Consider the following 25,843-nt stretch of genomic DNA (forward strand, 5'->3'; position numbering starts at 1 on the left):
TGATCTCTTGACCAGCTTCTGATCACGTTTTCCGATAAACGGATAAATGTGTTTCAGGCGCGGTCATTTTATCAACGCCCGCCGCGTCTTTCGCTGGCGGGCGTTTTCGTTGAGAACGACGATCAAATCACTGATCCGCCAATTAACAGCGATTTCAGTCTACCAATCCCAGTTGCCGCGTGATCGTCGCGCTGTCGTAATAGTCGCGGCCTTCCACAACCAACCCATCCTTGACCCGCATCACCGAGCAATACCGGACCTCGGCACGTTTGCCCGTTGGCGGGAAGTCTCCGAGGCTGGAGCGAAGCACCCCAGTGTGGGTGCCCGTGTTGCGAAATTCGACAGTGGCCCATTCCCCGCATTGGCTAACGATAACGTTTTCAACCTTGCAAAGCCCGTCTGGAAACGCCTCTCGCCACCGATGATAATCGGCCTTATAGGCGTCTTTTCCGGCTAGTTTCTCATGCCGTGCTATATCTTCGAAATCACAATCTTTGGCGATAACCGCCGCACCGCGGTCGGGGTCGCGCATGTCCCAAGATTCATGGAATTGGCGAACAATTTTTTCCGTTGGATGCATTTCAAATAGCCTTTCCTTTGAGTGCACCAGTGCCTGATCCTGCGCTGGCGCTTGATTGAATTATGACCATTTCTTGAAATCGAACAACTCAGGCGCCCGATCTTGAACTTTCAAAAGCGTCGGTCGAGGGTAATCTGGTGTGGGGGTGGAATGCCTAGGCAAAGACGCAGATTGTGTTTTTCGGTGATTTTCATGATGTGACCCTTGACCATCCCACCCGCGCTGCCCCATCTAGAACCAGAACAGAAACACGCATTGAACAGGGGGCCCAATATGGCTTTTGAACTTCCCGATCTTCCTTACGCCCACGACGCTCTGGCCGAGTTCGGCATGTCGGCTGAAACCATGGAGTTTCACCACGACCTGCACCACAAAGCCTATGTCGACAACGGCAACAAGCTGATTGCTGGCACCGAGTGGGAGGGTAAGACCCTCGAAGAGATCATCGTTGGCACCTATGACGACAAAGCTGTCGCGCAGAACGGTATCTTCAACAACATCTCGCAGCTGTGGAACCACAACCAGTTCTGGGAGATGATGGGCCCGGGCAAGGTCGCCATGCCGGGTGAGCTGGAAAAAGCGATCACCGAAAGCTTCGGCTCGGTCGACGAGTTCAAGTCGCAGTTCTCGGCTGCTGGCGCGGGTCAGTTCGGCTCGGGCTGGGCGTGGCTGGTGAAGAACGCCGACGGTTCGCTGGCTGTGACCAAGACCGAAAACGGCGTGAACCCGCTGTGCTTCGGCCAGACCGCTCTTCTGGGCTGCGACGTGTGGGAGCACTCGTACTACATCGACTTCCGCAACAAGCGTCCGGCCTACCTGTCGAACTTCCTCGACAACCTGGTGAACTGGGAAAACGTGGCTTCGCGCCTGTAACCCATGCGGGCGTGATGCCCGAGATCACAAGATTAGATGCGGCTGCCCCTTGGGTGGCCGCTTTTTTTGTGCCAAGTCTTCCGGGAAGGGCAGGAGGGCCGCATGAGCGACACAACCAAAGGCGTCATCGCCATCATCGTGGCTTGCACGGTCTGGGGGCTATCTCCGCTGTATTATTACTTGCTGGCCCATGTGCCCCCGCTGGAGCTTCTGAGTCACCGTTCGCTCTGGTCGCTGGTGCTCTTGGGGTTCTATCTGGCACTGCAGGGCCGACTGGGAGAGCTACCCGCGCTGATGACCGGTCGCACGGCACTTTTGGTGCTTTTGGCGGCGGTGATGATTTCGGTCAACTGGGGCGGGTTTATCCTGTCTGTGCAGGTCGGCATGGTGGTCGAGGCCAGCCTGGGCTACTTCATCTTCCCGCTGATCATGGCAACGTTGGGCATGCTGTTCTTTGCCGAAGGTCTGTCCGCAAGCAAACTGACTGCAATCCTACTGGCGACCGGAGCTGTCCTGACCTTGACCATCGGGCTGGGGGTCGCGCCGTGGCTGGCGCTGCTTCTGGGCGGCACCTTCGCGGCGTATAGTGTGATCAAGAAACTGATTGCGGCGGGTCCCGTGGTCACTGTGGTGGCCGAGGTTTTGTTCCTTGCCCCGTTGGCATTGATTTGGCTGTGGGGCACGCATACGCAGGGCTGGGAAGGGATCGTGGGCCGTAACGGCGCGGTGTTCGGGGTCGATCTTGTTGCCAGCGCAATGCTGATCGGGTCTGGCTTGTTGACGGGTGGTCCACTGATGCTGTTCAGCTATGCCTCGCGCCGGCTGACCCTGTCGACTGTGGGCGTGGTGCAATACCTGAACCCCAGCCTTCAGTTCCTCTGTGCCGTCGCCATTCTGGGCGAGACGATCACGATCTGGCACATGATCGCCTTCCCGCTGATCTGGGCCGCTTTGGCGATCTATTCGGCGGGCGCGTATCGTCAGGACAGGGCGTCGCGCAAAGCGGCGACCGCCTGATCCACATCATCCACGACGGTGACGAACGCCTTCAGGCTGTCTTCGGCAAAACCCTGACCGATCACGTGATCCAGTAGCCCGACCAGCGGATCCCAGAACCCGTTCACGTTCAACAGCAGAATGGGCTTCTTGTGCAGGCCCAGCTGGCGCCACGTTAGGATTTCGAAAAACTCGTCCAGCGACCCAGCGCCCCCGGGCAGCACCACGACGGCGTCCGAGTTCATGAACATGACCTTTTTGCGCTCGTGCATGTTCTCGGTCACAATGAAGCTGGTCAGGTCGCGCTTGCCGACTTCCCAGTTCAGAAGGTGCTCTGGGATGACGCCGAAGGTGTTCGCGCCCGCAACCTGCGCAGCCTTCGCCACTTCGCCCATCAGCCCGACATCTCCGGCGCCGTAAACAAGCCGCCAGCTGTTGTCGGCCAGTGCCTTGCCCAGAGCCTCTGCCGCGGCGCGATAGGCCGGGTCATTCCCCATGCGAGAGCCGCAGTAAACGCAGATCGAGGCTGTATGTTGTGTCATCAAAAACTCCGGGTGCGAATATATCGTAATGATCTTTTGACCGGTGATATCGGGATTGCTAGGGTCGGGCAAGTTAACGCGACAGTAAGATCGCAACAGGGGATGTAAATGGCTGATATGTCAGGCGGCGCTGCGGGCGCAGGCAAGATTTGGATTGGTGTCGGGGCTGCTGTCGTGGTCGCCGCACTGGGATATTGCAGCTTTGATCAGAGTGCTCAGGCACCAGTGTCCGATCCGGCGGAGGCCCCGAAGGTCACACGAGAAGTACCTGCAGTTGAACAACCTGTTGCGCCAACGGCGGATACCACCACTGCCGAGGCTGCCCCAGAACCCGCAGCGTCCCCCGATGCGCCCGCCTTCGATGTTGTGCGTGTCGATCCTGAAGGGCGCGCTGTGGTTGCCGGACATGCAGAACCCGGCGCGACCGTGCAACTGTCGTTCAACGGTGCGCTGATCGAAACGCTCACCGCAGATGGTGCTGGAAACTTCGTCGCCTTGCTGGACCTGCAGGTCACTGAGCCCGGCCAGCTAAGCCTTCAGATGATGAACGACGCGGGCGAGGTGGTGGAAAATGCAGCCCCTGCGCAAACCGTTCTAATCGAACCGCGCATGCCTGCCCCAACAGCGGAACCTGAGGCGCCCGTCGTCGCCAGTACAGAGGTTGCGCCTGCTCAACCCGAGGCCCCCACTGAAGCGGAAGCGCCCTCCGCACCGCGTGTGCTGCTTGCAGATGACGAAGGGATCACCGTTCTGCAAGACGATGTGGGTGACCTGACAGTTCAGAACGTCATCATCGACGCGATCTCTTATGATGATCAGGGCGAGGTCGCCTTGTCTGGGCGCGCGTCTGGTGGCGGGGCCCTGCGCGTTTATCTGGACAACGCGCCCATCAAAACCGCACCCATTCCCCAAGACGGCCAGTGGCGCCTGCCTCTGCCTGATGTCGCGGCGGGCATCTACACCCTGCGCGTGGACGAGCTCGCCGAGGACGGCACCGTCACCTCGCGCACCGAAACCCCGTTCAAACGGGAAGAGGTCGCACAGATCGCCGCCGCGACGGCAACCGCAGAAGCCCGCGCCAGGGTCGAGGCCGTCACAGTTCAACCCGGATCAACCCTTTGGGCCATCGCGCGCGATAACTTGGGGGAAGGGCTGCTGTACGTACGCGTTTTTGACGCGAACCGCGATCAGATACGCGATCCAGATCTGATCTATCCCGGACAGGTCTTCACGATCCCGGAATGATACGACGCTCTTATTTTCTTGCTAGAAATATCCTGGGGTGAGCCCTGAAAGGGCGAGGGGCAAAGCCCCTCTACGCCTTTTGCACAGAAGTCGCGATACAGCCTGAAATTTCAGCTGCCCCAGCGCAGCAATCATTCAGCAGATAGGCGATGACACCGCCAAGTGCCGCCCGGTCCGCCGCATAGATCACATGCCGACTTTCCTTGCGCGAGGTCAGAAGCCCCGCTTGCTCCAACTGTGACAAGTGAAAAGACAGGCCCGAGGCGGACACACCCAGTGTTTGCGCAATGTCGCCAGCGCACAGCCCGTCATCGCCACGCGGCACCAGCAGACGCACGATCTCAAGCCGCGTGTCATGGGCCATGGCAGACAGGGATTTCAGGACTCGACTCTGTTCCATGCTTCAACTATTGATGAAATGTTGAAATAAAGCAAGACCGACCTTAGGTCGTTGCGAAATCGCATATCAGCAAGGAGCAGCCTTATGGCGCCCAGCCGCATCACCTCGACCGAGCTTCCGGACAACAATTGGCGCACAATCCGGCGCGTCGCGCCCTATCTTTGGCCTGCTGAACATCCGTGGGTGAAACGCCGTGTCGTACTGGCGATGCTTGTGCTTCTTCTGTCCAAACTGGTCGCCGTTGCCACACCGTGGTTCTACGGCTGGGCGGTGAACGAACTGGCCGGGGAAAGCACGGCGCCTGCGTATATGCTTGGGATCGGAGCTGTCGGGTTAACCTTGGCCTATGGCATGGCGCGGTTGATGGCCAATGGGTTCCAGCAGCTGCGCGACGTGATCTTCGCCCGCGTCGGACAGCGCGCGCTGCGCCAGCTGGCGCTCGAGACCTTTACGCATATTCACCGCCTATCCATGCGCTATCACATCACGCGCAAGACGGGCGGCCTCAGTCGCATCATTGAACGCGGTGTGAAGGGGGTCGAGTTCCTACTGCGTTTCATGCTGTTTTCGATGGGGCCACTGATCCTCGAACTCAGCCTGATCGCATTGATCCTCTTCGTAACCTTCGATGTCTGGTACCTAGCCGTCGTCGTCGTGACGATCTGGGCCTATGTCTGGTTTACCTTCAAGGTCACCGAATGGCGCGTGCGCATCCGTAAAGAAATGAATGATCAGGACACGGACGCCAACCAGAAGGCAATTGATAGCCTTCTGAACTTCGAAACCGTCAAGTATTTCGGCGCCGAGAAACGCGAAGCCGAACGCTATGATAGCGCGATGGCGGGGTATGAACAGGCTGCTCTGAAGACCTCGTACTCGCTGGCCTTCCTGAACTTCGGTCAGGCCTTCCTGATCACTGGCGGTTTGGTGGCCGTGATGGTTTTGGCGGCGATCGGCGTGCAGAACGGCCAGCTGACCGTGGGCGATTTCGTTATGGTTAACGCCTACATGATCCAGATCACCATGCCGCTGAACTTCCTTGGCACCGTCTATCGCGAGATCCGGCAGGCGCTGGTGGATATGAGCGAAATGTTCGACCTGCTGGAACAGCCCGCCGACGTCAACGACAAGCCAGATGCGTCTGAGATTGCCGTGAGCGGCGGGGCGCTGTCTTTCAACGACGTGCATTTCGGCTATGACGCCGCGCGGCCCATCCTGAAAGGTGTTTCACTGGATGTGGGCGCGGGGAAGACCGTGGCCATCGTTGGTCCGTCCGGGTCGGGGAAGTCCACCATCGGGCGTCTGTTGTTCCGCTTCTATGATGTGAATGGCGGCAGCCTGTCTATCGACGATCAAGACGTGCGCGACGTGACGCAGGACAGCCTGCATTCGCAGATTGGTGTGGTGCCGCAGGATACGGTCCTGTTCAACGACACGGTGCTTTACAACATCGCCTATGGCCGCCCCGAGGCCTCGCGCTCGGAAATCGAGGCTGCCGCAAAGGCCGCCAAGATCCACGACTTCATCATGGAGCTGCCCGAGGGTTATCAGACTCAGGTTGGCGAGCGCGGATTGAAACTGTCGGGTGGTGAAAAGCAGCGCGTGGGCATTGCGCGGACGCTTCTGAAGAACCCGCCGATCCTGCTCTTGGACGAGGCGACCTCGGCGCTGGACACTCAGACCGAGCGCGACATTCAGGACAGCCTGCGCGAGATGGGGCAGGGGCGCACGGTGATCACCATCGCGCACCGCCTGTCGACCATCGTAGATGCAGACGAGATCGTAGTGCTGGAAGCGGGCGTGATTGTCGAGCAGGGCACGCATGATGAGCTTCTGGAACAAGGCGGTCGCTACGCCGCGATGTGGGCACGTCAAGCCAGCGAGGAAGAGCCTGAGGCGCTGGCTGGCTAAGCCCCGATCAACACCCAAAATGAAGAAAGGCGCGGAACCTTCCGCGCCTTTCGCTTATTCTGCGGCTGCCTTGCCGCTACCGGGTTTGACCGGTTTGGGGTTGGGCTCGGGTTGCAACGCCTCAGGCGTCGCCGGGGCCGCTTCGGATTTGGCGGGCGCCTCGGCATGCGTCGGAGCAGGCTCCTCATCAACCCATTGCAGCTCGTGCAGTTCTTGCTTCTTGGCGGCTTTTTCCAGCATCCGGTCGCGGGCAATTTGGCCCGAGCTATGGGCAAGGCTTTCCAGAACCGTGAACGAGCGATATGCGCCTGCTGAGACCCAGACGCGAAGCGCCAGCATGGACGGTGTGAAGACCAGCGTCAGCACGGTCGCGATGCCTAGGCCAAAGACCACGGCGGTTGCCAGCTGCTTCCACCACAGCGCGGTCGGGCTGTCGATCGAGTAACCACCGCCGAAGAAGTCCAGCGATAGGCCGAACATCATTGGAGCCAGACCGGCCATCGTGGTGATGGTGGTCAGTAGAACGGGGCGGATACGTGCCTCGGCCGTGCGGGTGATCGCCTCGATCTTGGGCATGTGGCCCGCATAGTCCTGATAGGTGTCGATCAAGACGATGTTGTTGTTCACCACAATCCCCGCCAGCGCGACGATCCCGGTACCCGTCATGATGATCGAGAAGGGTTGCTGCATCACCATCATCCCTATCAAGACGCCCGTCGTCGACAGGACTACCGCCAGAAGTACCAGCACCGAATTGTAGATGCTGTTGAACTGCGCCAGCAGAATGATGAACATCAGCCCCAGCGCACCGATGAAAGCTTGACCAAGGAAGGCTTGGCTTTCGGCCTCGTCTTCCTGATCGCCGGTCCATTCATAGCTCACACCATCGGGCAGGCCGGTGGCGTCGATCCAATTGGTCAGCGTGGCGATCCGCTCGGCCGGGGTGACGGGGGTGCGGGTTAGATCCGCGTTCTTGGCCTCTAGTGCTACGGCTTCATCCAATGGGACAATTTGGTCGAAACCACTGTCATCTGTTAGACGTACCAGATCGCTGACCACGGCGGCTTTGACGTCGTAGTAGCGGCTTTGATCCACGCGGTCGATTTGCGCGAAGCTGGGCACTGGCGTGCGGGTGACGAAGTTTGACAAAGGCACCAGACCGCCCGGCGTACGCAGGCGCAGCGTGTCCAATGTTGACAGCACGCGATCTTCTTCCGGCAAGCGGACGCGGATCTCGATTTCCTCGTCCGAGCTGTCGACCCGCATGGTGTCCAACAGGATCCCGTTGGTGATCAGCTGAACCATGCCGCCAACGGTGGCGACGTTGGTGCCGAAGCGCCCGGCTTCCGCTACGTCGACCTGAAGCTGCCAATCGATGCCCGGAAGCGGTAGAGTGTCTTCGATCGCGTTAAGACCGGGGGTGGCCTCGAATTTGGACACAGCGGCAGCCGTGGACGCCTGCAGAGTTTCCCAATTGTCGCCCTTCAGACGCAGATGCACGGGCTTGGCAGAGGCAGGGCCCCGGTTCAGATTCAGAACCTCGATTCGAATGCCCGGGATGGTTTTCAGGCTCTCTTCCAGCCGCAGCATAACCGCGTCACCGTCGTACTCAGGATCAATCTCGCGCTTTGTAAACGGGATGATCCCAAACAGGGTCGCGTCCTTCTCGATCGAGGGACGGTCGGCCCAGGCGACAAGTTCGATCTGCAACTGTCCCACTGTGTCGCGCGGGCCCGAAGCGCCGCCAGTGTTTTGGTTTAGACCGCCATCGCCCGCAAAGGCAAAGACGCTTTCGATGCCTTTGGTGTTCAGTGCAATATCTTCCGCCTGACGGACCATGGCATCTTTTTCGGCAACGCTCAGATTGCCGCGTCCGCGTACGTAAACGATGGCTTGTTCCGGTTCACTGTCCGTGAAGAACTCGACGCCAAGGCTGTTGCGGCTGAAGGTGATGAAGGTGCCGACCACGAAGGTGACGACCAAGACGATCGAAACGATGGGCATGATCGGATTGCCGGCGATAAAGTGGATCACATGGCCAAACTTCGTCCGCTGATAGCCGCCGTGGATGTGATCATCCGCGCGGTACCACGGCATGTGCCAGTCGATCGAGCCCATGGCGATAGATGTGCCAGACGCCCCGATCAGGAACATCAGCGCGCCCGGCAGAATGGCCATTGCGCCCTCAATCGGGCTGGTGCCACCGAAGATATAACCGGGATTCAGAAGCTGCAGGGCGGACAGGAACAGCACATAGGCAAAGATTACCGCCAGCGGAATGCGCACCCAGATCGGCGCGAAGGACAGGGCTTTGGACAGCGTGCCGAACAGGCGGCTGATCCGGCCCGAGACCCCGCCGACAACCGGCAGATAGACCAGTGCCACCAGAAGCGAGGCCGACAGCACATAGATCAGCGTCTTGGGTAGCCAGCCCATGAACTGACCGGGAATGCCGGGCCAGAACAGCATCGGAAGGAAGGCGCAGAGCGTCGTCGCGGTTGAGCTGACGATAGGCCAGAACATCCGCTTGGCGGCCATTGTATAGGCCTGCATGGGGCCGACCCCCAGCTTGATCTTCTTGTCGGCATATTCGACGACCACAATCGCCCCGTCGACCAGCATCCCCACGGCCAAGATCAACCCGAACATCACGATGTTCGAGATCGTGACGCCAAGCGCGCCGAACAGGGCAAAGGTCAGAAGGAACGAGGTCGGGATGGCAAAGCCAACCAGCAGGGCCGGGCGGGTGCCCAAGGCGCCCAGAACCACGATCATCACCAGCGCAATCGCGGTCACGACCGAGCCTTCCAGCTGGCGCACCATGCTGTCCACGATGATGGATTGGTCGTTCGAGGTGCCAACCCAGACGGCCTTCTGCAGCTCGGGCGGCCATTCTTCGCGGGTTTCATCAACGACGCGGCGCACTTCGGCGGCGGTGCCGATCAGGTTGAAGCCTTTGCGTTTCACCACCTGCAGCGCGACGGTGGTGTCGCCGTTGAAGCGGGCGGTGCCCTCGCGGTCTTCAAAAGTCAGACGGATTGAGGCCAGATCGCCCAGTGTCACCACGCTATCTTGGTTCACCTTGATGGGCAGGTCGTAGATGTCCTGCAGCTCGTCAAAGGAAGACGGGATCTTGACGGCGGTCGAGCCTGTCGGCGTCTTGATGTCGCCCGCCGCAATCAGCTGGTTGTTGTTCTGCACGACCGAGATCAGCTCGCCCGCCGTCACGTTATAGGCTTCCAGTTTCAGCGGGTCGATTTCGACCTCGATCATCTCGTCTCGGTATCCGGCCAGCGACGCTTCCAGCACGCTGTCCAGCGCTTCGAGCCTGTCCTGCAGATCGCGGGCGATCTGGACCAGGGTGCGTTCGGGGACATTGCCGGTCAGGTTCACGATGATGATCGGGAATTCCGAGAAGTTGATCTCGTTTACCGAATAGCTGTCAAAGCCCGCCGGGAAATCGGATTCCGCGTTGCTCATCGCGTCGCGCACGTCCGCCATGACCTTGGTTTTGTCCCAGCCGAACTCGAACTCCAGCGCGACACCGGCATAGCCCTCGGCAGCGGTGGCGGACATGGTTTTCAAGCCGTCAATATCGGCCAGCTCGGTCTCCATCGGACGGACCAGAAGCTGTTCAGCATCAGCGGCAGAAATGCCGGGGAAGGGGACCGAAACGAAAAGAGCCGGAATTTCGATATCCGGCTCGCCTTCTTTCGGCAGACTGACATAGGCAATCGTGCCGGCCAGCACCGACAGGATCACGAAAGCTATGACCATACGGGCCCGTTCAGAGGCCCAGTCAATGATGGCGGTCATAACCCGGTCTCCTGATAGGTGATCGCAAGGGCAGACCCGTCCGTGACATAGTGGTGGCCAATGATAATCACGTCTGCAGCGTTGCCCAAGCCCGAGACCCAAACACCCTGCAGGCTATCGCGCACCACGGTAACGGGCATGAAGCCAGCGGTGTCGCCGTCCAGTGCCACGCGCACGCCCAGATTGCCATCGTCATTCAACGTCAGGGCGCTTTGCGGCAACAGATGTGCCTCGGTGCCTTGGCCGGTCGCAACGATCTCGGCGGTTTGACCGGCGCGCACGGGGGCCTCGCCCTCGGCGGGGATCACTTCGACATCCACGCGGAAAGTGCGGGTGACGGGATCTGCTGTGTCGGCCACGAAGCTAACGGTGCCTTGTAGCATCCGGCCCGAGGCCAGTCGGACATTGGCGATCAATCCGGTCGACAGTTGATCGACCAGAAGCTCGGACACAAAGCCCACAACGCGTACGGGGTTGTATTGCACCAACGTGGCGCAGTCCGCGCCCGGCTGCAGAAGGGTGCCGATGTCGGCGGTGTCGGTCTCCAGCTCGCCCGCGAATGGCGCGCGGATTTCAAGTCGTTCGATCTCGCGTTCAGCTGCGGCGACGCCAGCACTGGCCGACTGGATCGCTGCATCAGAGGTCGCTGCACCCGACTGCGCCGAAATGACACCGGCGCGCGCCGCTTCCACACCTGCACGGGCATTGGCCACGCGGGTGTCCGACGCAAACCCGCCTTCTGATAGTTTCTCGGCTGCGGTCAGGTTGATGGTGGCCTCATCCAAACGAGCCTGTGCTTCGATCACGCGGGCCTCGGCCTCGGGGGCGCGGGCCTTGGCTTCGGCCAGACGCGCCTTGGCTTCGGCAAGGCTGGCGTCGCGGGTGCCGGGGTCAAGGCGGCACATCACGTTGCCCTTGGCAACGGTCGATCCTTTGGCCAGCTTGTCCGAAATGACCTGGCCCGAGGTTTCTGCGCGCAGTTCAACGCGGCGCGAGGCTTCGGTGCGGCCCCGGATCACAATGGGGGTTTCGATTTGGCGTGCAATGGATTTCAGAACAACAACGGACAATCCGATTTGTGCCTCGGTGCCTGTTTCAGCCTCAGCTTCTGCCGCCATCTCGGCAGCCTCGGTCACACCGGCAGCTTCGTCTAAGGTATCGCGCTGGAACACAAGCATGAACAAGCCTGCAACGACCAGTAATGCGGTCAAAATAGGGAATAGGCGCATGACCCCTCCTGATGGGTAATGTTTTGCGTTTGAACATAGGTATTCCTGTTCGCGGTAACAAGCTTGCCCCTAGGTGAACTTGATCACGGATTGTGATGGTAAGGATTGCCGAAACTGCTTTATCGTACCGGCGGATTGATGCCCCTTGGCATTGGGGCTTCGTTGGGGCAAAAGAAAGCGACTGAAATCGGAGGCAAACCCGTGAGCGACACAGATAGTTTCATTGATGAAGTGAGCGAAGAGGTTCGCCGGGACAAGCTGTATAGCATGATGCGCCGCTATGGCTGGATCGCGGTTGTGGCCGTGGTCGCCGTGGTAGGTGGTGCGGCCTATAACGAGTGGCGCAAGGCAAGCGAGCGGACAGCCGCACAAGCGTTTGGCGACGCCATTCTTGAGGCTGAAGGCATTGAAGATCCGCAAGAAAGAATCGCCGCCCTTCAAGCAGTCGCGGGCGCGGGTGAGCAAAATGCCGTTCTGAACCTGCTGATGTCAGGCGATGACGTCGAAGTTTCGGCTGATGCATTGGGGCAGATCGCCGCGGATGCGTCGCTTCCAAATCATTTCCGCCACCTTGCCATGCTGCGTTTGGCGCAAATGCAGGATGATGCCGTATCTCTGGACGAAGTGCGCAGCCTGCTTGCGCCTGTCGTTGTGGCTGGGGCGCCCTATCGTGTTCTGGGTGAAGAGGCATTGGCCTTGGCAGAACTGCGTGCCGGTGACAAAGAGGCGGCCGTCAGCCGTTTGCAGTCCCTTCTGCTGGACGATGAGGCGACGACAGCCTTGCGTCGTCGGGCAACTCAGTTGATTGTTGCACTTGGAGGCACGCCCGAGGCATCCTGAGGAACAGGTTTTGCCGCAAGCCTTTGATGAAATTTATAAGAGTCCTTTAGGGGGTTAATGTGAAATTTAAATTCAGCGCCGCGCTTCTGACCTCGATGAGCATTCTGGCAGCGTGTTCTACGCCTGAGTATATCCTTCCGGGCGAGCGTGAAGACCTTCGCAGCCCGAACCCCCAGACCCTCGGGACGGACGCCGCCGCAGAAGCGATCGCTGCCCGGGCGGAAACGGAACAAAAGGACGGTGCGCGTCCTATCCGCCTGCCGGGCGCGGTGAACCATGCAAATTGGACCCATTTGGGCGGATCGCCGTCGCATCAGGTGCAGCACGCTGCCTTGTCGGCAACCCCGCAACTGATCTGGAGTGCTTCGATTGGTCAGGGCAACGACCGGAAGCACCGCATCACGGCAGAACCCGTGGTGGCAGATGGTCGCATCTTCACGCTGGACAGCCGTGCGCAGGTGGTCGCGACCTCGACTGCAGGTGCAACCGTTTGGGCGCGCGACCTGACGCCGGGCTCGGATCGTTCGGATGACGCGTCGGGCGGTGGTCTGGCCTATGCGAATGGCACTCTGTTTGTGTCCTCCGGCTTTGGCATCGTGTCTGCACTGGACGCAGCAACTGGCAACGTGAAATGGCGACAGCGCATGGATGCGCCCGGATCGGGTGCACCCGCTGCCGTGGGCGGACTGGTTTATGTGGTCAGCCGTGATAACACGGCTTGGGCGATGGATGCGGCGACCGGCAAGGTAAAATGGCGTTTGACGGGTACCCCCAGCAACGACGGCGTTGTCGGGGTCTCGTCGCCAGCTGTGACGGACCGCGTGGTTCTGCTTCCCTTCGGGTCGGGTGAAATCGTGGCTGCCCTGAAGAAAGGCGGGACGCGCACGTGGTCCAGCATCATCGCAGGTGAACGCGCAGGCCGCGCCTATACGCAGGTCAGCGACATCACGGGCGAGCCCGTCGTGAAGAACGGTGTGATCTATACCGGAAACTCGGCCGGGCGCACTGTTGCGCTGAACTTGTCGGGTGAACGCCTGTGGACCGCGAAAGAGGGCGCCGTCAGCCCTGTATGGGTTACCGGTGGCTCTGTCTTCCTAGTGTCGGACGAAAATGAGATCGTACGCCTGGACGCAAAAAACGGTGAACGTATCTGGGGCACACGCCTTCCGTATTACACCAAGGAAAAAATCCGCAAAATCAAACGTATCCACGCCAATCTCGGGCCAGTTCTGGCGGGTGGAAAGCTGTGGGTCGCGTCTTCGGATGGGATCATGCGTGGCTTTAATCCCGAAGATGGCAGCGAGATCGCACAGGTCATTATTCCCGGCGGAGCTGCCACGCGCCCCGTGGTCGTAAACGGCGTCGCCTATGTGGTGGCACGCGACGGCAAACTTCTGGCTTTGCGCTGAGTTAAAAACCGTGTATGCGGGGCGCTTGATGTGACGCATGACAAAACACGGGGAGCAAAATGAGCTTCACCCTCGCCATTGTGGGACGCCCGAATGTGGGCAAATCGACCCTGTTCAACCGATTGGTTGGCAAGCGTCTTGCGCTGGTGGATGACCAGCCGGGCGTGACCCGTGACCTGCGCGAAGGCGAGGCACGGTTGGGGGACCTGCGCTTTACTGTGATCGATACGGCGGGGCTTGAAGAAGCGACAGATGAAAGCCTTCAGGGCCGGATGCGCCGCCTGACCGAGCGCGCGGTGGAAATGGCCGATGCTTGTCTGTTCCTTGTGGATGGCCGCGTTGGGATCCTGCCTGCGGATGAGGTGTTTGCCGACATCCTGCGGCGTAAGAATGCTCACGTCATTTTGGGGGCCAACAAGGCCGAAGGTAAAGCTGCTGATGCAGGCGTGATCGAGGCGTATTCGCTGGGCTTGGGCGAACCCGTCCGTATGTCCGCCGAACACGGTGAAGGAATGGGCGAACTGCTGTCAGCTCTGCAGCCCATCGCGAAAGAATTCGAAGCCCGTGCTGCTGAAACCGCGCCCGAAACCGAAGTCGATGTGGACGCCGACAGCGACGAAGACGCCCCCAAGCTGCCCACCAATGAAAAGCCGCTTCAGGTCGCCGTCATCGGTCGCCCGAACGCAGGCAAGTCGACGCTGATCAACAAGCTGATCGGTGAAGAACGACTGCTGACCGGACCCGAAGCCGGGATCACCCGCGACTCGATTTCGCTGAAATTCGACTGGAACGGCACGCCGACCCGGATCTTCGACACCGCCGGGATGCGCAAACGCGCCAAGGTGCAGGAGAAGCTTGAAAAGCTGTCCGTATCTGACGGCTTACGCGCGGTGAAATTCGCCGAGGTGGTTGTCGTCCTGCTGGACGCCGCTATTCCCTTCGAACAGCAAGACCTGCGCATCGCCGATCTGGCCGAGCGCGAAGGCCGCGCCGTCGTCATCGCCGTGAACAAGTGGGACGTTGAGCCCGAGAAACAGGCCAAGCTGAAAGGTCTGCTGGAGGCCTTCAACCGCCTGCTGCCGCAGCTGCGTGGTGCGCCGTTGATCACGATCTCGGCCAAGACAGGCCGGGGGATGGACCGCCTGCACGAGGCCGTCATGCGTGCCTATGACGTGTGGAACCGCCGCGTGAAAACCGCGCATCTGAACGGCTGGCTGGCCGAGATGGTCTCGGCCCACCCGCCCCCCGCACCGGGCGGCCGCCGCATCAAGCTGCGCTATATGACTCAGGCCAAAACCCGTCCACCGGGATTCGTCGTCATGTGCTCGCACCCCGACAAACTGCCTGACAGCTATTCGCGCTACCTGATCAATGGTCTGCGTGAAGACTTCGACATGCCGGGCACGCCGATCCGTCTGACCATGCGTGGGCAGGGCGACAAGAACCCCTATAAAAACCGCAAGAAATCAACACCGTCGCGCCTACGCAAGCACCTTGGAAAAGGCCGCGCTGACGAATAGATTCTGCGCTGGAACACCGCAACAGAAACGGGGCGCCTGACATTGGCGCCCCTTTTTTCTTGTCATAAATATCTCGGGGTGAGCCCCGTACGGGGCGAGGGGCAGAGCCCCTGCTTCAGTTCAGATAGGGCATTGGATCGACGGGTTCCGTACCCTTGAACACAAGGAACTGGATCGCGTTATAGCGGTTCTTGGTCGCCACGGCGATCTGTTGGCCGCGTTTGACCTTCTGGCCTTTCTTCACCGTGATCCCACCAATGAAGCTATAAGCCGTCTGGGTGCCGTTGCCGTGGTCGATCACCACGATCTCTTCCCCTTCGACGTCCTTCGACACCAGGCGCACCGTGCCGCTGGCGGCGGCTTTCACCGGGTCGCCCGGTTTGGCCGAAATCAGGATGTATCCTGCTTTCTCGGCGTCAAACGCGCTTGTCACTTTGCCTGCGACGGGCAACGACATCTGTGATGCGCTGGCCTGGGTGCGGGTGTCGGCCAGTTTTGGAGCCTCGGGCGCTTTTGGCGCAGGGCGTTTCACCTCGTCTTTGGGCAGGGCTTCCGCAGCTGACGGAGGGGGCGGGGTTGCCGATCCCTGACCGGGCGGCGAAATCCGTGTCTCTTTCACAGGGGCGGCAACTTTGACCGGTATCAGCAGGTGCTGACCTTCGCGGACAGTCAGGTTTGACCCCAGCCCGTTCCAATCGGCCAGCGACCGAACCGAAACGCCATAGCTGCGCGCGATCGAATAGGCTGTCTCGCCGCGTTCGACGCGGTGGCGTAGCGGCTGTTGGCCTGAGACCTTGGGGGCTACTGTCGTCGCCGGCGTGTTGCCCGCACGATCAATGGCGTCGCCGGCCAGCGTGGTAATGTTGATCTCGCCCTCGGGCTTGATCACGCCACCCGTAGGTTCCGCCACGCGGCGGGGCAGGGCCAGAAGCTCGCCTTCGCGAAGGGGCGCGTCCAGTGCCAGACCGTTATAGCGGCCCAGCTCGGCGGGGTTCATGCCGATCCGACCTGCGACGTCGGCGACAGTGTCTCCGCGATTGGCCAGAGCGACCTGATAGCCGGGATAGGAAATAACGCCGCGGCCATCGGGTTGCGGGCGTTGGGCGGTGCCGACTGACCGTGCAGCTTGGGATGTAGACAGATCACCGCCAGCCAGGCCTCGGAAATCCATGTCGAAATTCCCGCAGGCAGAAAGCGCCAGAAGTGATCCCAAAAGAAGTGTCGCACGTGTTTTCGTCCCGCGACGCAGGTCGGCACGGGGTGACAGGCACGCAGGTGTGCTGTGGAGTGGCATTGCTCGTCTCTTCCTCAATTCATGGGCCTGTTGGTCAGGCTCTGCATGTGACCCTTTTTGCGGGCCTTGTCATGTTGTGGCCGGGATATCCCAACCTGACCCCGCCGTCGCGGGAAAAATCGTCACTCGCGCCCCAGCCCTTCCAAAAGGGGCACAAACCGGACCGGCAAAAGCTCGTCATAGTCAAACCCTGTCTCGGTTCTTGTGACCTTGATCAGGCTTTGAACGGTGTCAGACTGCCCTACCGGTACGATCATGATACCGCCAACTGCCAGCTGCGCCAAGAGCGGACTGGGCGGGTCTTCTGCAGCAGCGGTGACGATGATGCGGTCGAAGGGGGCCTGATCGGGCAGGCCCCGAGATCCGTCGCCGGTAATTGCGGTGATGTTGTGCAGGCCCATCGCCTCAAAAAGTTCGCGCGCTTCGGCCACAAGGCGGCGGTGGCGGTCGATGGTATAGACGCGGCGCGCCAGCTTCGACAGGATCGCTGCCTGATAGCCAGATCCGGTGCCCAGCTCCAACACCTTGTCACGGGGCGAGATGTTGGCGGCCTGTGTCATCAGTCCGACGACCGATGGCTGCGATATCGTCTGCCCGCAGGCGATCGGCAGGGGCATGTCCTCATAGGCGCGTCTGGCAAAGACACCACGTACGAAGGGTCCGCGGTCGACTTCTTCCATCGCAGACAAGACACGCGGGTTCGTCACACCTTTCGAGCGGAGTGCGAACAGAAACTGCATCTTCTGTTCCGCGTCCCATGTAACGGGGGCTTGTCCGTCAGCTTGGTTCATTCAAACAGACCTTCAAGCGTGGCAATGTGATCATGCGCGGTCAGGTCCGCCCGCATTGGTGTGACCGAGACATAGCCTTCGAGGTTCAGGGTCAGGTCCATGCCCGGCTCGGACGGGGTGGCTTGCGGCCCGCCCTTGATCCACAGGAATTTGCGACCTGAGGGGCTGTGGTGCGCCTCGGTTCCGAAAAACGCATCATGTCGCCAGCCTTGTGGGGCTGTGCGCACGCCTTTGACCAGATCGGCAGCGACGGGCGGGAAGTTCACATTGTAGAAGACCGGGTAGTTGCTGCCTTTGTCCCATGGGCCACTTTCCAGAAGCTTGCGCACGATTTCGGGACCAAAGGCGGCTGCGGCTTGAAACACGCTGTCCAGATCTTTGGTGCCGAGGCCCATGTACTGCGACAGGGCAATGGCGGGAAGACCCTGCAATGCGGCCTCCATCGCCGCGCCAAGCGTGCCGGAGTAGAGCGCATTTTCGGCCGAGTTGTTGCCCCGATTCACACCTGAGATTACCAGATCGGGCCGTTCGGGCATCACTTCATAAAGCGCGGCCAGCACGCAGTCGGCGGGGCTGCCCTCGGCGGCAAAGCGGCGCGGCGCAAGTTCAGCGATCATGAAGGGGCTGGTGTAGGAAATGCAGTGGCCCACGCCGGATTGTTCGAAGGCAGGGGCAACGGTCCAGATCTCGGCCTTCTCGCCAGCCAGATCCTGCGCGACCTGATGGGCGATGGCTTCGGCTACTTTCAGACCGGGCGCGTTGATCCCGTCGTCATTGGTGATGAGAATGCGCATGGTTCGCCCTTTCCGCCCGGCCCAGATTTGGTGGCCTTTTGCCATTCAATAGGGCAGGGACGCCGGTGCAGCAAGCACAGCGGGCCGTCTTGGGATCACGAAATGAAAACCGTTGCGATCTGGCCAGAATTCAGGCGAGGTTCGCCTCGGACAGGATGCGCTTTGCCTCGTCTTCGACCGGGGCCAAGCTGCTGCGATCTTCGCCGGGGAAGAACCGCCCACGCATCGAGGTCGCCAAAGGCTTGGGCTCCGCCACAACAACGCGGGGGCCGATATTGGCGTTTTCCGCTGCCCAGCTGCGCACCATCGCGACTTGAGCAGCCTTGGTCGCACCATAGCCCGCAAAGAATTTCTCGCCCGCATGATCATCGGCAAAGAACAGCGCCGTGCTGTCATCGGTCATCAGCGCGTTGACCATGTAGATCAGGTTGCGCGTGGCTTCGACATTCGTGTTCCACGCCTGCGTCCACCCCTTGTCGTCCAGATCAGGGGTCGGCATCAGGGCAGGGCCGTAAATCGCCGTATGCGCCCAGACATCAATTGGCCCCCAACGGTCATGGATCGAGCGGCACAGATGCGCCATCGCGTCCTTGTTGGTCACATCCATCGGCGCCAGCGTGGCAGAGCCACCGGCGGCCTTGATCTTGTCATCAAGCTCTTCCAAGGCACCCGTAGTGCGGCCCACGGCCACAACGTGATGGGTTTTGGACAGCTCCAGCGCAAGGGCGGCCCCAAGGCCACGCGATGCACCGGTTACGAGGGCGATTTTCTGTGTGTCGGTCATAGATGTCTCACTGAGAGAGTTCGGGGCTCGGACGTTTTTTACTCCGCCGCCTTCAGCTCGAACCCTTTTTCAATCTGGTCCGCAGGCGTCACCGGATATTCGCCCGAGAAACATGCGTCGCAATATTGCGGGCAGTCTTTCTTGCGGCCTTCCGCTTCACCAACGGCGCGGTAAAGCCCGTCGAGCGAGATGAATTTCAGGCTGTCGACTTTCAGATGTTCGCACATCTCGTCTTCAGTCATTTTGGCTGCCAGCAGTTTCTCGCGATTGGGCGTGTCGACGCCATAGAAACAGGGCCATGCGGTGGGGGGGCTAGCGATGCGGAAGTGGACTTCCTTGGCGCCTGCATCCAGCAGCATGTCCTTGATCTTGCGCGTCGTGGTGCCGCGCACCACGCTGTCATCGACAAGCACGACGCGTTTGCCGCGGATCAGCGCGCGGTTCACGTTCAATTTCAGACGCACACCCATGTTGCGGATCTGCTCGGTCGGCTCGATAAAGGTCCGGCCCATATACTGGTTGCGGATGATCCCCAGTGCATAGGGAATGCCGCTTTCCTGACTGTAACCGATCGCCGACGGCACACCGCTATCCGGGATCGGGCAAACCAGATCCGCATCAACCGGGGTTTCACGGGCCAGTTCCACACCGATCTGGCGGCGGGTTTCATAGACCGAGCGGCCACCATAAATGCTGTCCGGACGCGAGAAATAGACGTGTTCAAAGATACAGAATTTCGAGGGCTGCGGGCGGAATGGGAAGCTGCTGTCCACGCCTTCGTCGGTGATCACGACCATCTCGCCCGGCTCGATCTCGCGAATAAACTCGGCGCCGATGATGTCCAGCGCGCAGGTTTCCGATGACAGAACCCAGCCTTCACCCAGTTTGCCCAGCACCAGCGGACGCACCCCGTGTGGGTCGCGCACGCCCATCAGCTTGGTACGGGTCATGGCAACGACCGAGAACGCGCCTTCCACCCGGCGCAGCGCGTCTTCCATCCGCTCGGGGATGGTGCGTTGCAGCGAGCGGGCCATCAGGTGAATGATGCATTCACTGTCCGACGAGCTTTGGAAGATCGAACCGCGCTCGATCAGTTCCTTACGCAGGGCGTCGGCATTGGTGATGTTGCCGTTATGTGCAATCGCGGCACCGCCCATCGAGAACTCGCCAAAGAAAGGCTGCACATCGCGGATGACGGCGCCTTTCGACCCAGCGGTAGAATAGCGGACGTGGCCAATCGACAGCGGACCCGGCAGGGTCTCCATCACGCTGGCCTTGGTGAAGTTGTCGCGGACATAGCCAAAACGACGGGCCGAGTTGAAACCTTCAACCGGGTCGTGGCAGACGATGCCGCCAGCCTCTTGTCCCCGGTGTTGCAGGGCGTGCAGGCCAAGCGCGACGAAGTTGGCAGCGTCTTTCAGGCCGACTACGCCGAATACGCCGCACTCCTCCTTCAGCTTGTCGTCATCAAACGGATGCGCAAATGGCATGGTAGAGGGGCAGGCGGGCGAGGTGTCGGACATGAGCAGCGGTCTCCGATTCCGTGGCGTTGGGCCTCTCTTACTGGAGAGGCTGCGCCATGTCATCAAACTATCACAGTGCTGAGGCGATTAATTCTGCCCCCTGAAACGAAACAACGCGCCCGGGGGCGCGTTGTGATTGGATCAGCTTTCGGTCTCAGTGGTTGGCAATCCGCCCGAACAGGCACCGACCAGCTCTTCGTATTTGCCGACGATCCAGCCGGGGGCGTCCTCGGGGATCTGTTCGTTGATGCGATCCTGCGTGCGGGCAAAGATCTTGGCGGTGCGGCTGTCATCCACCATCGGGATGGTGTCGGTCGTCACGATCCGGTCATAGACCACCAGCGCAATCGCCACCAGAACAAGGCCGCGCAGCACGCCGAAGATGAAGCCAAGCGCCTGATCCAGCCCACCAAGCGCCGAGCGCTGCACGGCCGAGGAAAAGAGCGGCGTAAAGATCGACACGACCACAAGCGCCAAGGCAAAGACGCCGGCGAAAGCTGCGATCATCGACAACTCGCAGCTGTCCGAGATGAAGTCTTTCAGAACCGGGATTTCCTTGATCAGCGGCAAGGCACGCGGGGCAAAGATATAGGCCAGAACGGCTGCTGCGATCCAACCCAGGATCGACATGCCTTCGCGCACGAACCCGCGCGAATAAGCCAGAATTGCCGAGATAAGAATGACCGCTGCCACGATCCCGTCAATCAGCGTGAAACCTTCCATTGTCGTCACTTCGGTTCGGGTCTTGGCCCGATACCGTCCCTGTTGTTGAGCCTATCCGGCCCCGAATATGTCTCCGACGAACCCGGTCAGGTCCGACATCTTTTGTATGCTCAGCCCGGAGCCCGAGCCGGTTTTGCTGCGTGTTGGCGCTATCGCAGATGTGAAACCAAGTTTTTGCGCTTCTTTCAACCGGTTTTCGGTCTGGCCTACAGGTCTCAGCGCTCCTGATAGACTGATTTCGCCAAAAACCACAGTGTCTTTGGGGATCGAGGCATCCTCGCGCGCGGAAAGTAGCGCCGCCGCCACAGCCAGATCCGCTGCGGGTTCCGAGATTTTCATGCCGCCGGCGACGTTTAGATAGACGTCGAGCCCTGCAAAGGGGATGCCACAGCGCGCTTCCAGTACTGCGAGGATCATGGCCAAGCGGCCGCTATCCCATCCCAGAACCGACCGGCGCGGTTGCGAGTGCGGAGAGGGCGCGACCAACGCCTGAAGTTCGACCAGTACCGGGCGGGTGCCTTCGATGCCTGCAAAGACCACCGATCCGGGGGCCGGGTCTTCGCGGTCAGACAGAAACAGGGCCGATGGGTTCACGACCTCGGACAAGCCTCCGCCGGTCATTTCAAATACGCCGATCTCGTCCGCTGGACCGAAACGGTTCTTCACGGCGCGCAGGATGCGGAACTGGTGGCCGCGCTCGCCTTCGAAATAGAGCACTGTGTCGACCATGTGTTCGACCACGCGGGGGCCAGCGATCTGACCTTCTTTGGTGACGTGGCCTACCAGAATAACGGAAATCCCGCGCTTCTTGGCGAACGTTGTCAGCTCATGCGCGGCGGCGCGGACCTGACTGACGGATCCCGGTGCGCTGTCGACATTGTCGGCCCACATGGTCTGAATTGAGTCGATGATCGCAAGCGCAGGACGTTCAGCATCCAGCGTCGTCATGATATCGCGCAGATTGGTTTCGGCGGCCAGCCGGACCGGCGCGTCGGTCAATCCCAACCGCTGCGCGCGCATGCGGACTTGGGCCGAGGCTTCTTCACCTGAGACATAGATCGTGGGCAGGCCTGCTTGCGCGAAACGTGCAGCAGCTTGCAGAAGCAGGGTCGACTTCCCGATGCCAGGATCGCCGCCCACAAGGATGGCCGAGCCGGGCACCAGACCGCCACCCAAGACGCGGTCCAGTTCGCCCATGCCGCATTCGGTGCGTGGCGGCGGGGCTTCTTCGGTAGAGAGATCGGTCAGCGCAATCGACGCGCCGCGTTTGCCGCCCAAGGATTTCGAGGCAGGGCCCGCGCTTAGCGGTGTGTCCTCAGATATCGTGTTCCATTCACCGCATGCCTCGCAACGACCGGACCATTTCGAAGAGCTGGCCCCGCAGGCCGAGCAAGTATAAATTTTCTGAGCTTTTGCCATGCGGAATTTCTGCCCGGTTGGGGCTGCGTGCGCAAGGGGGTAGGTGGCTGCCGCGTCAGGCTTTTTGCCGTTTCGCGGTGGCGAAGCTGAGCGCGATCGAGGTCAGGATGCAGGCAGTGAACAGATACAAGCCCCAGCCGGTCTCGATCTTCGCCAAGCCCACGCCTTTTACGATAACGATATAGAGCGCGATCAGGAAGATATCTGCCATCGCGAGTTTGCCCATGATGTTGAACGTGGGCAGCATCCGGCGGCGCATCATGCCAAATTGGATGAGCGCCAGCCCGAGTACCTTCATGATCGGGGCAAAGACCGCAAAGAATGTGACGAGCAGGGCCAGCAAAACGTCTGTCTCCCACAGCGCCTGTAGGCCCGAGACGACGCTGACCTCTTTTAGGCCGAAAAGCGGCAGGTTGATGCCGGCATGCATGAGGGGTGCGAACCACGCGATAGGGAAGGCGATGAGGAGGGCGAGGTTGAGGTAACGCAGTTTCATGAGGACTATGAAAGCTCTCTTGATCGAATTCTCAAGTGGTGACATCGGGGAGAAACGTTGAATTCTTCCCGCTTGAACTCGCTATCTCACCGCCTCAATCGGTCCCTCAGCATTGCCCGAGATGAACTGCGTCACATAAGGGTCACCCGAGTTGTCCATGTCACCCACTGGCCCGGTCCACTGGATCTTACCCCCGTGTAGCATTGCCACATGGTCGGCAATCACGCGGACCGATGACATGTCGTGTGTGATGGTCATGGCGGTGGCGCCCATTTCGACCACAATCTCGCGGATCAGGTCGTTGATGACGCCGGACATGATCGGATCGAGGCCGGTGGTGGGTTCGTCGAAGAAGATGATCTCGGGCTCGGCGGCGATGGCGCGGGCAAGGCCGACGCGTTTTTGCATGCCGCCCGACAGCTCGGCCGGGAACAGGTCGGCCACGTCGGGCGTCAGACCCACGCGGCGCAGCTTCTCGATCGCGATTTCACGCGCTTCTTCCTTGGGCTTGGCAAGCGATCCGCGCAACAGGCGGAAGGCGACGTTTTGCCAGACGGGCAGGCTGTCAAACAGCGCACCACCTTGGAAGAGCATGCCGAAGCGCGCCAGAAAGGCGTCTCGCTCGACTTTCGAGGTGTCTTCGCCGTCCAGTGTGATGGATCCGCTGTCTTGCACCATCAGGCCCAGAATGCATTTCAACAGCACCGATTTCCCGGTGCCGGACCCGCCAATGATCACCATGCTTTCGCCGCGGTTGATGGTCAGGTTTACCCCATCCAGAACACGTTTCGGGCCAAAGGCTTTGTGGACGTTTGTAAGTTCAATCATGTGGCAAAAAAGAAGCTGGTGAGAAGGAAGTTGGCGGCAAGGATCAGAACGGCGGCGGCCTCGACCGAGGTTTTGGTGGCGCGACCCACGCCCTGCGCACCGCGACCCGAGCGCATCCCGTGATAGCAGCCCATCACGGCGGCGATAAAGCCAAAGGCCGCGCCCTTGATCAGCGAGGACACGATGTCGGACATCTCAAGGAAGTTCCACGTGTTGTTCAGATAAGGTCCGATGGCAAACCCAAGCTGCTTGGTGCCGACAAGGAAGCCCCCCATGATGCCGATGACGTCGCCGATGCCGACCAAAAGCGGCACGACCAGTGTGGCGGCCAGCACGCGTGGGGCTGTCAGGTATTTCATCGGGTGGGTCGACAGGGTGACGAGGGCGTCAATCTGTTCGGTCACTTTCATGGTGGCGATTTCAGCGGCGATGGATGACGTCACGCGGGCGGCAATCATCAGGCCGACCAACACCGGGCCAAGCTCGCGCACCATGCCGATGGCGACGATCTGGGGCACCACGGCCTCGGCCGAGAAGCGTTGTCCGCCGGAGTAGATTTGTAATGCCAGCGCCGCGCCAGTGAAGATCGCGGTCAGGCCCACAACGGGCAGGCTGAAATAGCCGATATTCAGGATCGCGGTCAGAAACTCGCGCGGGTAAAAGGGGGGGCGGACGATATGGGCGATGGATTGGCCCGCAAAGATCGCTACGCGCCCGACAAGCGCCAGAAACCCAAGGGTCACACGCCCAATGGTGGCCAAGGGTTTGGTTACGGCATTCATGCGCGGCCCCGTGCATAGTGGCGGTGATAGCGGTGGCCCAACTGGGTCAGGAATTCATAGCCAATGGTGCCCGCGATCTCGGCCAGATCATCGACGGTCTGCTGGTCAGAGAGCATGGTCATCGTTTTCGGTGTCTCACGCAGATGCGTCACATCCACACCGATCATATCCATCGAAACGCGGCCCAGAATGGGGCAGGGCGTGTCCTCGAAGAACATCACGGCTTGGTTCGACAGGTGGCGGTTCAACCCATCGGCATATCCCGCCGCAACGGTCGCCACGCGCGAGGGCCGTTCGGCGCGCCAGGTGTTCGAATAGCCCACAGTCTCGCCTTCCGCGACATCGCGGATCTGGATGACGGGCAGGTCCAGATGGATGACGGTCTTAGCGTCCTCGAACGGGAAGCCGCCATAGAGGCCGATGCCCGGGCGGGTTAGATCAAAGTGATAGTCAGGCCCTAGAAGGATGCCGCCGGTGGCTGCAAGGCTCCGTGGCACTTGAACCCCGTCGGTCATATCGTGGAAGGCCGACAATTGCTGGTGGTTCATCGGGTGATCAGGATCATCGGCACAGGCCAGATGGCTCATGATCAGGCGCGGGTTCTGAGGTAGCAAGATGTCGCGCAGGGCGGCCCATTCGGCGGGCTCCATCCCCAGACGATTCATGCCGGTGTCCAGTTGAATGCCAAACGGGTGGCCGGGCAGGGCTTCGAGATGGCGGGTCACTTGCTCGACCGAGTTCAGCATCGGCACAAGGCCCAGATCGTGGACCATATCCGTGTCGCCAGACATGTGGCCGGAAAAGACGCTGATTTCAGGGCCGGGGCCAAGCGCCTCGCGCAGGTCAGCCCCTTCTTCAGCGGCGGCGACGAAGAAGCGCCGTGCGCCGGCTGCGGCCAATGCGCGTCCAACTTTGCCCACGCCAAGCCCATAGGCGTCGGCTTTTACCACGGCAGCGGTCTGAACCTCTGCCCCACTTTTTGCATCCAGCGCCCGCCAGTTTGCGACCACTGCATCCAGATCAATTGTCAGTCTGCCCGTACTCATAC

Annotated in this window: 23 protein-coding genes; 7 read left to right on the forward strand and 16 right to left on the reverse strand. The window is 60.5% G+C overall.

Annotated features, from left to right (window positions below; all coding sequences use genetic code 11):
* Positions 1-154: 154 nt before the first annotated feature.
* Positions 155-580, reverse strand: coding sequence for an ester cyclase (locus G0Q00_RS00690; protein ID WP_255464702.1), 426 nt, complete (start codon positions 578-580; stop codon positions 155-157).
* Between the two features lie 273 nt (positions 581-853).
* On the opposite strand from G0Q00_RS00690, the gene G0Q00_RS00695 reads away from it, so the two are divergent.
* Both G0Q00_RS00695 and rarD read left to right on the forward strand, forming a co-directional pair.
* Positions 854-1,453 carry a superoxide dismutase gene (locus G0Q00_RS00695; protein ID WP_133486430.1) on the forward strand — a complete coding sequence of 200 codons (600 nt, stop codon included), beginning with the start codon at positions 854-856 and terminating at the stop codon, positions 1,451-1,453.
* A gap of 102 nt (positions 1,454-1,555) precedes the next feature.
* Complete coding sequence (gene rarD / locus G0Q00_RS00700; RefSeq protein ID WP_163035493.1) at positions 1,556-2,470, forward strand: EamA family transporter RarD; 915 nt, start codon at positions 1,556-1,558, stop codon at positions 2,468-2,470.
* Here rarD and G0Q00_RS00705 read toward each other — a convergent pair.
* Positions 2,434-2,991, reverse strand: a complete 558-nt coding sequence (locus tag G0Q00_RS00705) for a TIGR00730 family Rossman fold protein (RefSeq protein ID WP_163035494.1) — start codon at positions 2,989-2,991, stop codon at positions 2,434-2,436. The two genes, rarD and G0Q00_RS00705, sit on opposite strands and share 37 nt — an antisense overlap.
* 108 nt (positions 2,992-3,099) lie before the next feature.
* Here G0Q00_RS00705 and G0Q00_RS00710 point away from each other — a divergent pair, with 108 nt between their 5' ends.
* Positions 3,100-4,236 carry an Ig-like domain-containing protein gene (locus G0Q00_RS00710; RefSeq protein WP_163035495.1) on the forward strand — a complete coding sequence of 379 codons (1,137 nt, stop codon included), beginning with the start codon at positions 3,100-3,102 and terminating at the stop codon, positions 4,234-4,236.
* A gap of 70 nt (positions 4,237-4,306) precedes the next feature.
* Here G0Q00_RS00710 and G0Q00_RS00715 read toward each other — a convergent pair whose 3' ends face one another.
* Complete coding sequence (locus tag G0Q00_RS00715) at positions 4,307-4,636, reverse strand: helix-turn-helix transcriptional regulator (RefSeq protein ID WP_163035496.1); 330 nt, start codon at positions 4,634-4,636, stop codon at positions 4,307-4,309.
* Positions 4,637-4,720: 84 nt separating this feature from the next.
* Between G0Q00_RS00715 and G0Q00_RS00720 the strand changes: the two genes are divergently transcribed.
* Complete coding sequence (locus G0Q00_RS00720; protein WP_163035497.1) at positions 4,721-6,547, forward strand: ABC transporter ATP-binding protein/permease; 1,827 nt, start codon at positions 4,721-4,723, stop codon at positions 6,545-6,547.
* A 54-nt stretch (positions 6,548-6,601) separates the two neighbouring features.
* On the opposite strand, the gene G0Q00_RS00725 is transcribed toward G0Q00_RS00720, so the two are convergent.
* Complete coding sequence (locus G0Q00_RS00725; protein WP_163035498.1) at positions 6,602-10,363, reverse strand: efflux RND transporter permease subunit; 3,762 nt, start codon at positions 10,361-10,363, stop codon at positions 6,602-6,604.
* Positions 10,360-11,592 carry an efflux RND transporter periplasmic adaptor subunit gene (locus G0Q00_RS00730; protein WP_163035499.1) on the reverse strand — a complete coding sequence of 411 codons (1,233 nt, stop codon included), beginning with the start codon at positions 11,590-11,592 and terminating at the stop codon, positions 10,360-10,362. The genes G0Q00_RS00725 and G0Q00_RS00730 overlap by 4 nt, the downstream gene beginning before the upstream one ends.
* Before the next feature lie 201 nt (positions 11,593-11,793).
* Between G0Q00_RS00730 and G0Q00_RS00735 the strand changes: the two genes are divergently transcribed.
* The 3 genes from G0Q00_RS00735 to der are packed head-to-tail and all read left to right on the forward strand — an operon-like array spanning position 11,794 to position 15,361.
* Positions 11,794-12,432, forward strand: coding sequence for a hypothetical protein (locus G0Q00_RS00735; RefSeq protein WP_163035500.1), 639 nt, complete (start codon positions 11,794-11,796; stop codon positions 12,430-12,432).
* A 59-nt stretch (positions 12,433-12,491) separates the two neighbouring features.
* Positions 12,492-13,841, forward strand: coding sequence for a PQQ-binding-like beta-propeller repeat protein (locus tag G0Q00_RS00740; RefSeq protein ID WP_370458510.1), 1,350 nt, complete (start codon positions 12,492-12,494; stop codon positions 13,839-13,841).
* 59 nt (positions 13,842-13,900) lie between these two features.
* Complete coding sequence (der, locus tag G0Q00_RS00745; RefSeq protein ID WP_163035501.1) at positions 13,901-15,361, forward strand: ribosome biogenesis GTPase Der; 1,461 nt, start codon at positions 13,901-13,903, stop codon at positions 15,359-15,361.
* Positions 15,362-15,476: 115 nt separating this feature from the next.
* Here the strand turns inward: der and G0Q00_RS00750 are convergent, their stop codons facing one another.
* From G0Q00_RS00750 to alr, 11 genes are all read right to left on the reverse strand, one after another.
* Entirely contained in the window at positions 15,477-16,655 is a 1,179-nt protein-coding gene (locus G0Q00_RS00750) for a M23 family metallopeptidase (RefSeq protein WP_163035502.1), read from the reverse strand.
* A 122-nt stretch (positions 16,656-16,777) separates the two neighbouring features.
* Positions 16,778-17,446, reverse strand: coding sequence for a protein-L-isoaspartate(D-aspartate) O-methyltransferase (locus tag G0Q00_RS00755; RefSeq protein WP_163035503.1), 669 nt, complete (start codon positions 17,444-17,446; stop codon positions 16,778-16,780).
* A complete protein-coding gene (surE, locus tag G0Q00_RS00760) occupies positions 17,443-18,240 on the reverse strand; it encodes a 5'/3'-nucleotidase SurE (RefSeq protein WP_163035504.1) in 798 nt (265 codons plus the stop codon). Before surE ends, G0Q00_RS00755 begins: the two co-directional genes overlap by 4 nt.
* A 130-nt stretch (positions 18,241-18,370) precedes the next feature.
* Positions 18,371-19,024, reverse strand: a complete 654-nt coding sequence (locus G0Q00_RS00765) for an SDR family oxidoreductase (protein ID WP_163035505.1) — start codon at positions 19,022-19,024, stop codon at positions 18,371-18,373.
* A 38-nt stretch (positions 19,025-19,062) separates the two neighbouring features.
* Positions 19,063-20,514: an amidophosphoribosyltransferase gene (purF, locus tag G0Q00_RS00770; protein ID WP_163038202.1), complete on the reverse strand. Its 1,452-nt coding sequence runs from the start codon at positions 20,512-20,514 to the stop codon at positions 19,063-19,065.
* A 174-nt stretch (positions 20,515-20,688) separates the two neighbouring features.
* Positions 20,689-21,270 (reverse strand): CvpA family protein, encoded by a 582-nt coding sequence (locus tag G0Q00_RS00775; RefSeq protein WP_163038204.1) that lies wholly within the window; start codon positions 21,268-21,270, stop codon positions 20,689-20,691.
* Between the two features lie 51 nt (positions 21,271-21,321).
* On the reverse strand, positions 21,322-22,689 hold the full coding sequence (gene radA, locus G0Q00_RS00780) for a DNA repair protein RadA (RefSeq protein ID WP_163035506.1): 1,368 nt from the start codon (positions 22,687-22,689) through the stop codon (positions 21,322-21,324).
* A 55-nt stretch (positions 22,690-22,744) separates the two neighbouring features.
* Positions 22,745-23,185, reverse strand: a complete 441-nt coding sequence (locus tag G0Q00_RS00785) for a paraquat-inducible protein A (RefSeq protein WP_163035507.1) — start codon at positions 23,183-23,185, stop codon at positions 22,745-22,747.
* A gap of 81 nt (positions 23,186-23,266) precedes the next feature.
* Complete coding sequence (locus tag G0Q00_RS00790; protein WP_163035508.1) at positions 23,267-24,013, reverse strand: ABC transporter ATP-binding protein; 747 nt, start codon at positions 24,011-24,013, stop codon at positions 23,267-23,269.
* Positions 24,010-24,795, reverse strand: a complete 786-nt coding sequence (locus G0Q00_RS00795; RefSeq protein WP_163035509.1) for an ABC transporter permease — start codon at positions 24,793-24,795, stop codon at positions 24,010-24,012. Before G0Q00_RS00795 ends, G0Q00_RS00790 begins: the two co-directional genes overlap by 4 nt.
* Positions 24,792-25,841: an alanine racemase gene (gene alr, locus G0Q00_RS00800; RefSeq protein ID WP_163035510.1), complete on the reverse strand. Its 1,050-nt coding sequence runs from the start codon at positions 25,839-25,841 to the stop codon at positions 24,792-24,794. The genes G0Q00_RS00795 and alr overlap by 4 nt, the downstream gene beginning before the upstream one ends.
* Positions 25,842-25,843: the final 2 nt, after the last annotated feature.

The organism is Aliiroseovarius sp. PrR006 (assembly GCF_010500215.1).
Classification (GTDB): domain Bacteria; phylum Pseudomonadota; class Alphaproteobacteria; order Rhodobacterales; family Rhodobacteraceae; genus Aliiroseovarius.

Excerpts from the sequence above, each read along its gene's own strand:
- G0Q00_RS00715 (WP_163035496.1), bottom strand. The coding sequence starts at position 4,636 with ATGGAACAGAGTCGAGTCCTGAAATCCCTGTCTGCCATGGCCCATGAC.
- rarD (WP_163035493.1), top strand. The coding sequence starts at position 1,556 with ATGAGCGACACAACCAAAGGCGTCATCGCCATCATCGTGGCTTGCACG.
- G0Q00_RS00790 (WP_163035508.1), bottom strand. The coding sequence starts at position 24,013 with ATGATTGAACTTACAAACGTCCACAAAGCCTTTGGCCCGAAACGTGTT.
- der (WP_163035501.1), top strand. The coding sequence starts at position 13,901 with ATGAGCTTCACCCTCGCCATTGTGGGACGCCCGAATGTGGGCAAATCG.
- G0Q00_RS00725 (WP_163035498.1), bottom strand. The coding sequence starts at position 10,363 with ATGACCGCCATCATTGACTGGGCCTCTGAACGGGCCCGTATGGTCATA.
- G0Q00_RS00785 (WP_163035507.1), bottom strand. The coding sequence starts at position 23,185 with ATGAAACTGCGTTACCTCAACCTCGCCCTCCTCATCGCCTTCCCTATC.
- G0Q00_RS00795 (WP_163035509.1), bottom strand. The coding sequence starts at position 24,795 with ATGAATGCCGTAACCAAACCCTTGGCCACCATTGGGCGTGTGACCCTT.
- G0Q00_RS00755 (WP_163035503.1), bottom strand. The coding sequence starts at position 17,446 with ATGAACCAAGCTGACGGACAAGCCCCCGTTACATGGGACGCGGAACAG.
- G0Q00_RS00705 (WP_163035494.1), bottom strand. The coding sequence starts at position 2,991 with ATGACACAACATACAGCCTCGATCTGCGTTTACTGCGGCTCTCGCATG.
- purF (WP_163038202.1), bottom strand. The coding sequence starts at position 20,514 with ATGCCATTTGCGCATCCGTTTGATGACGACAAGCTGAAGGAGGAGTGC.
- G0Q00_RS00720 (WP_163035497.1), top strand. The coding sequence starts at position 4,721 with ATGGCGCCCAGCCGCATCACCTCGACCGAGCTTCCGGACAACAATTGG.
- G0Q00_RS00730 (WP_163035499.1), bottom strand. The coding sequence starts at position 11,592 with ATGCGCCTATTCCCTATTTTGACCGCATTACTGGTCGTTGCAGGCTTG.
- radA (WP_163035506.1), bottom strand. The coding sequence starts at position 22,689 with ATGGCAAAAGCTCAGAAAATTTATACTTGCTCGGCCTGCGGGGCCAGC.
- G0Q00_RS00695 (WP_133486430.1), top strand. The coding sequence starts at position 854 with ATGGCTTTTGAACTTCCCGATCTTCCTTACGCCCACGACGCTCTGGCC.
- G0Q00_RS00750 (WP_163035502.1), bottom strand. The coding sequence starts at position 16,655 with ATGCCACTCCACAGCACACCTGCGTGCCTGTCACCCCGTGCCGACCTG.
- G0Q00_RS00765 (WP_163035505.1), bottom strand. The coding sequence starts at position 19,024 with ATGACCGACACACAGAAAATCGCCCTCGTAACCGGTGCATCGCGTGGC.
- G0Q00_RS00690 (WP_255464702.1), bottom strand. The coding sequence starts at position 580 with ATGCATCCAACGGAAAAAATTGTTCGCCAATTCCATGAATCTTGGGAC.
- G0Q00_RS00775 (WP_163038204.1), bottom strand. The coding sequence starts at position 21,270 with ATGGAAGGTTTCACGCTGATTGACGGGATCGTGGCAGCGGTCATTCTT.
- alr (WP_163035510.1), bottom strand. The coding sequence starts at position 25,841 with ATGAGTACGGGCAGACTGACAATTGATCTGGATGCAGTGGTCGCAAAC.
- G0Q00_RS00710 (WP_163035495.1), top strand. The coding sequence starts at position 3,100 with ATGGCTGATATGTCAGGCGGCGCTGCGGGCGCAGGCAAGATTTGGATT.
- surE (WP_163035504.1), bottom strand. The coding sequence starts at position 18,240 with ATGCGCATTCTCATCACCAATGACGACGGGATCAACGCGCCCGGTCTG.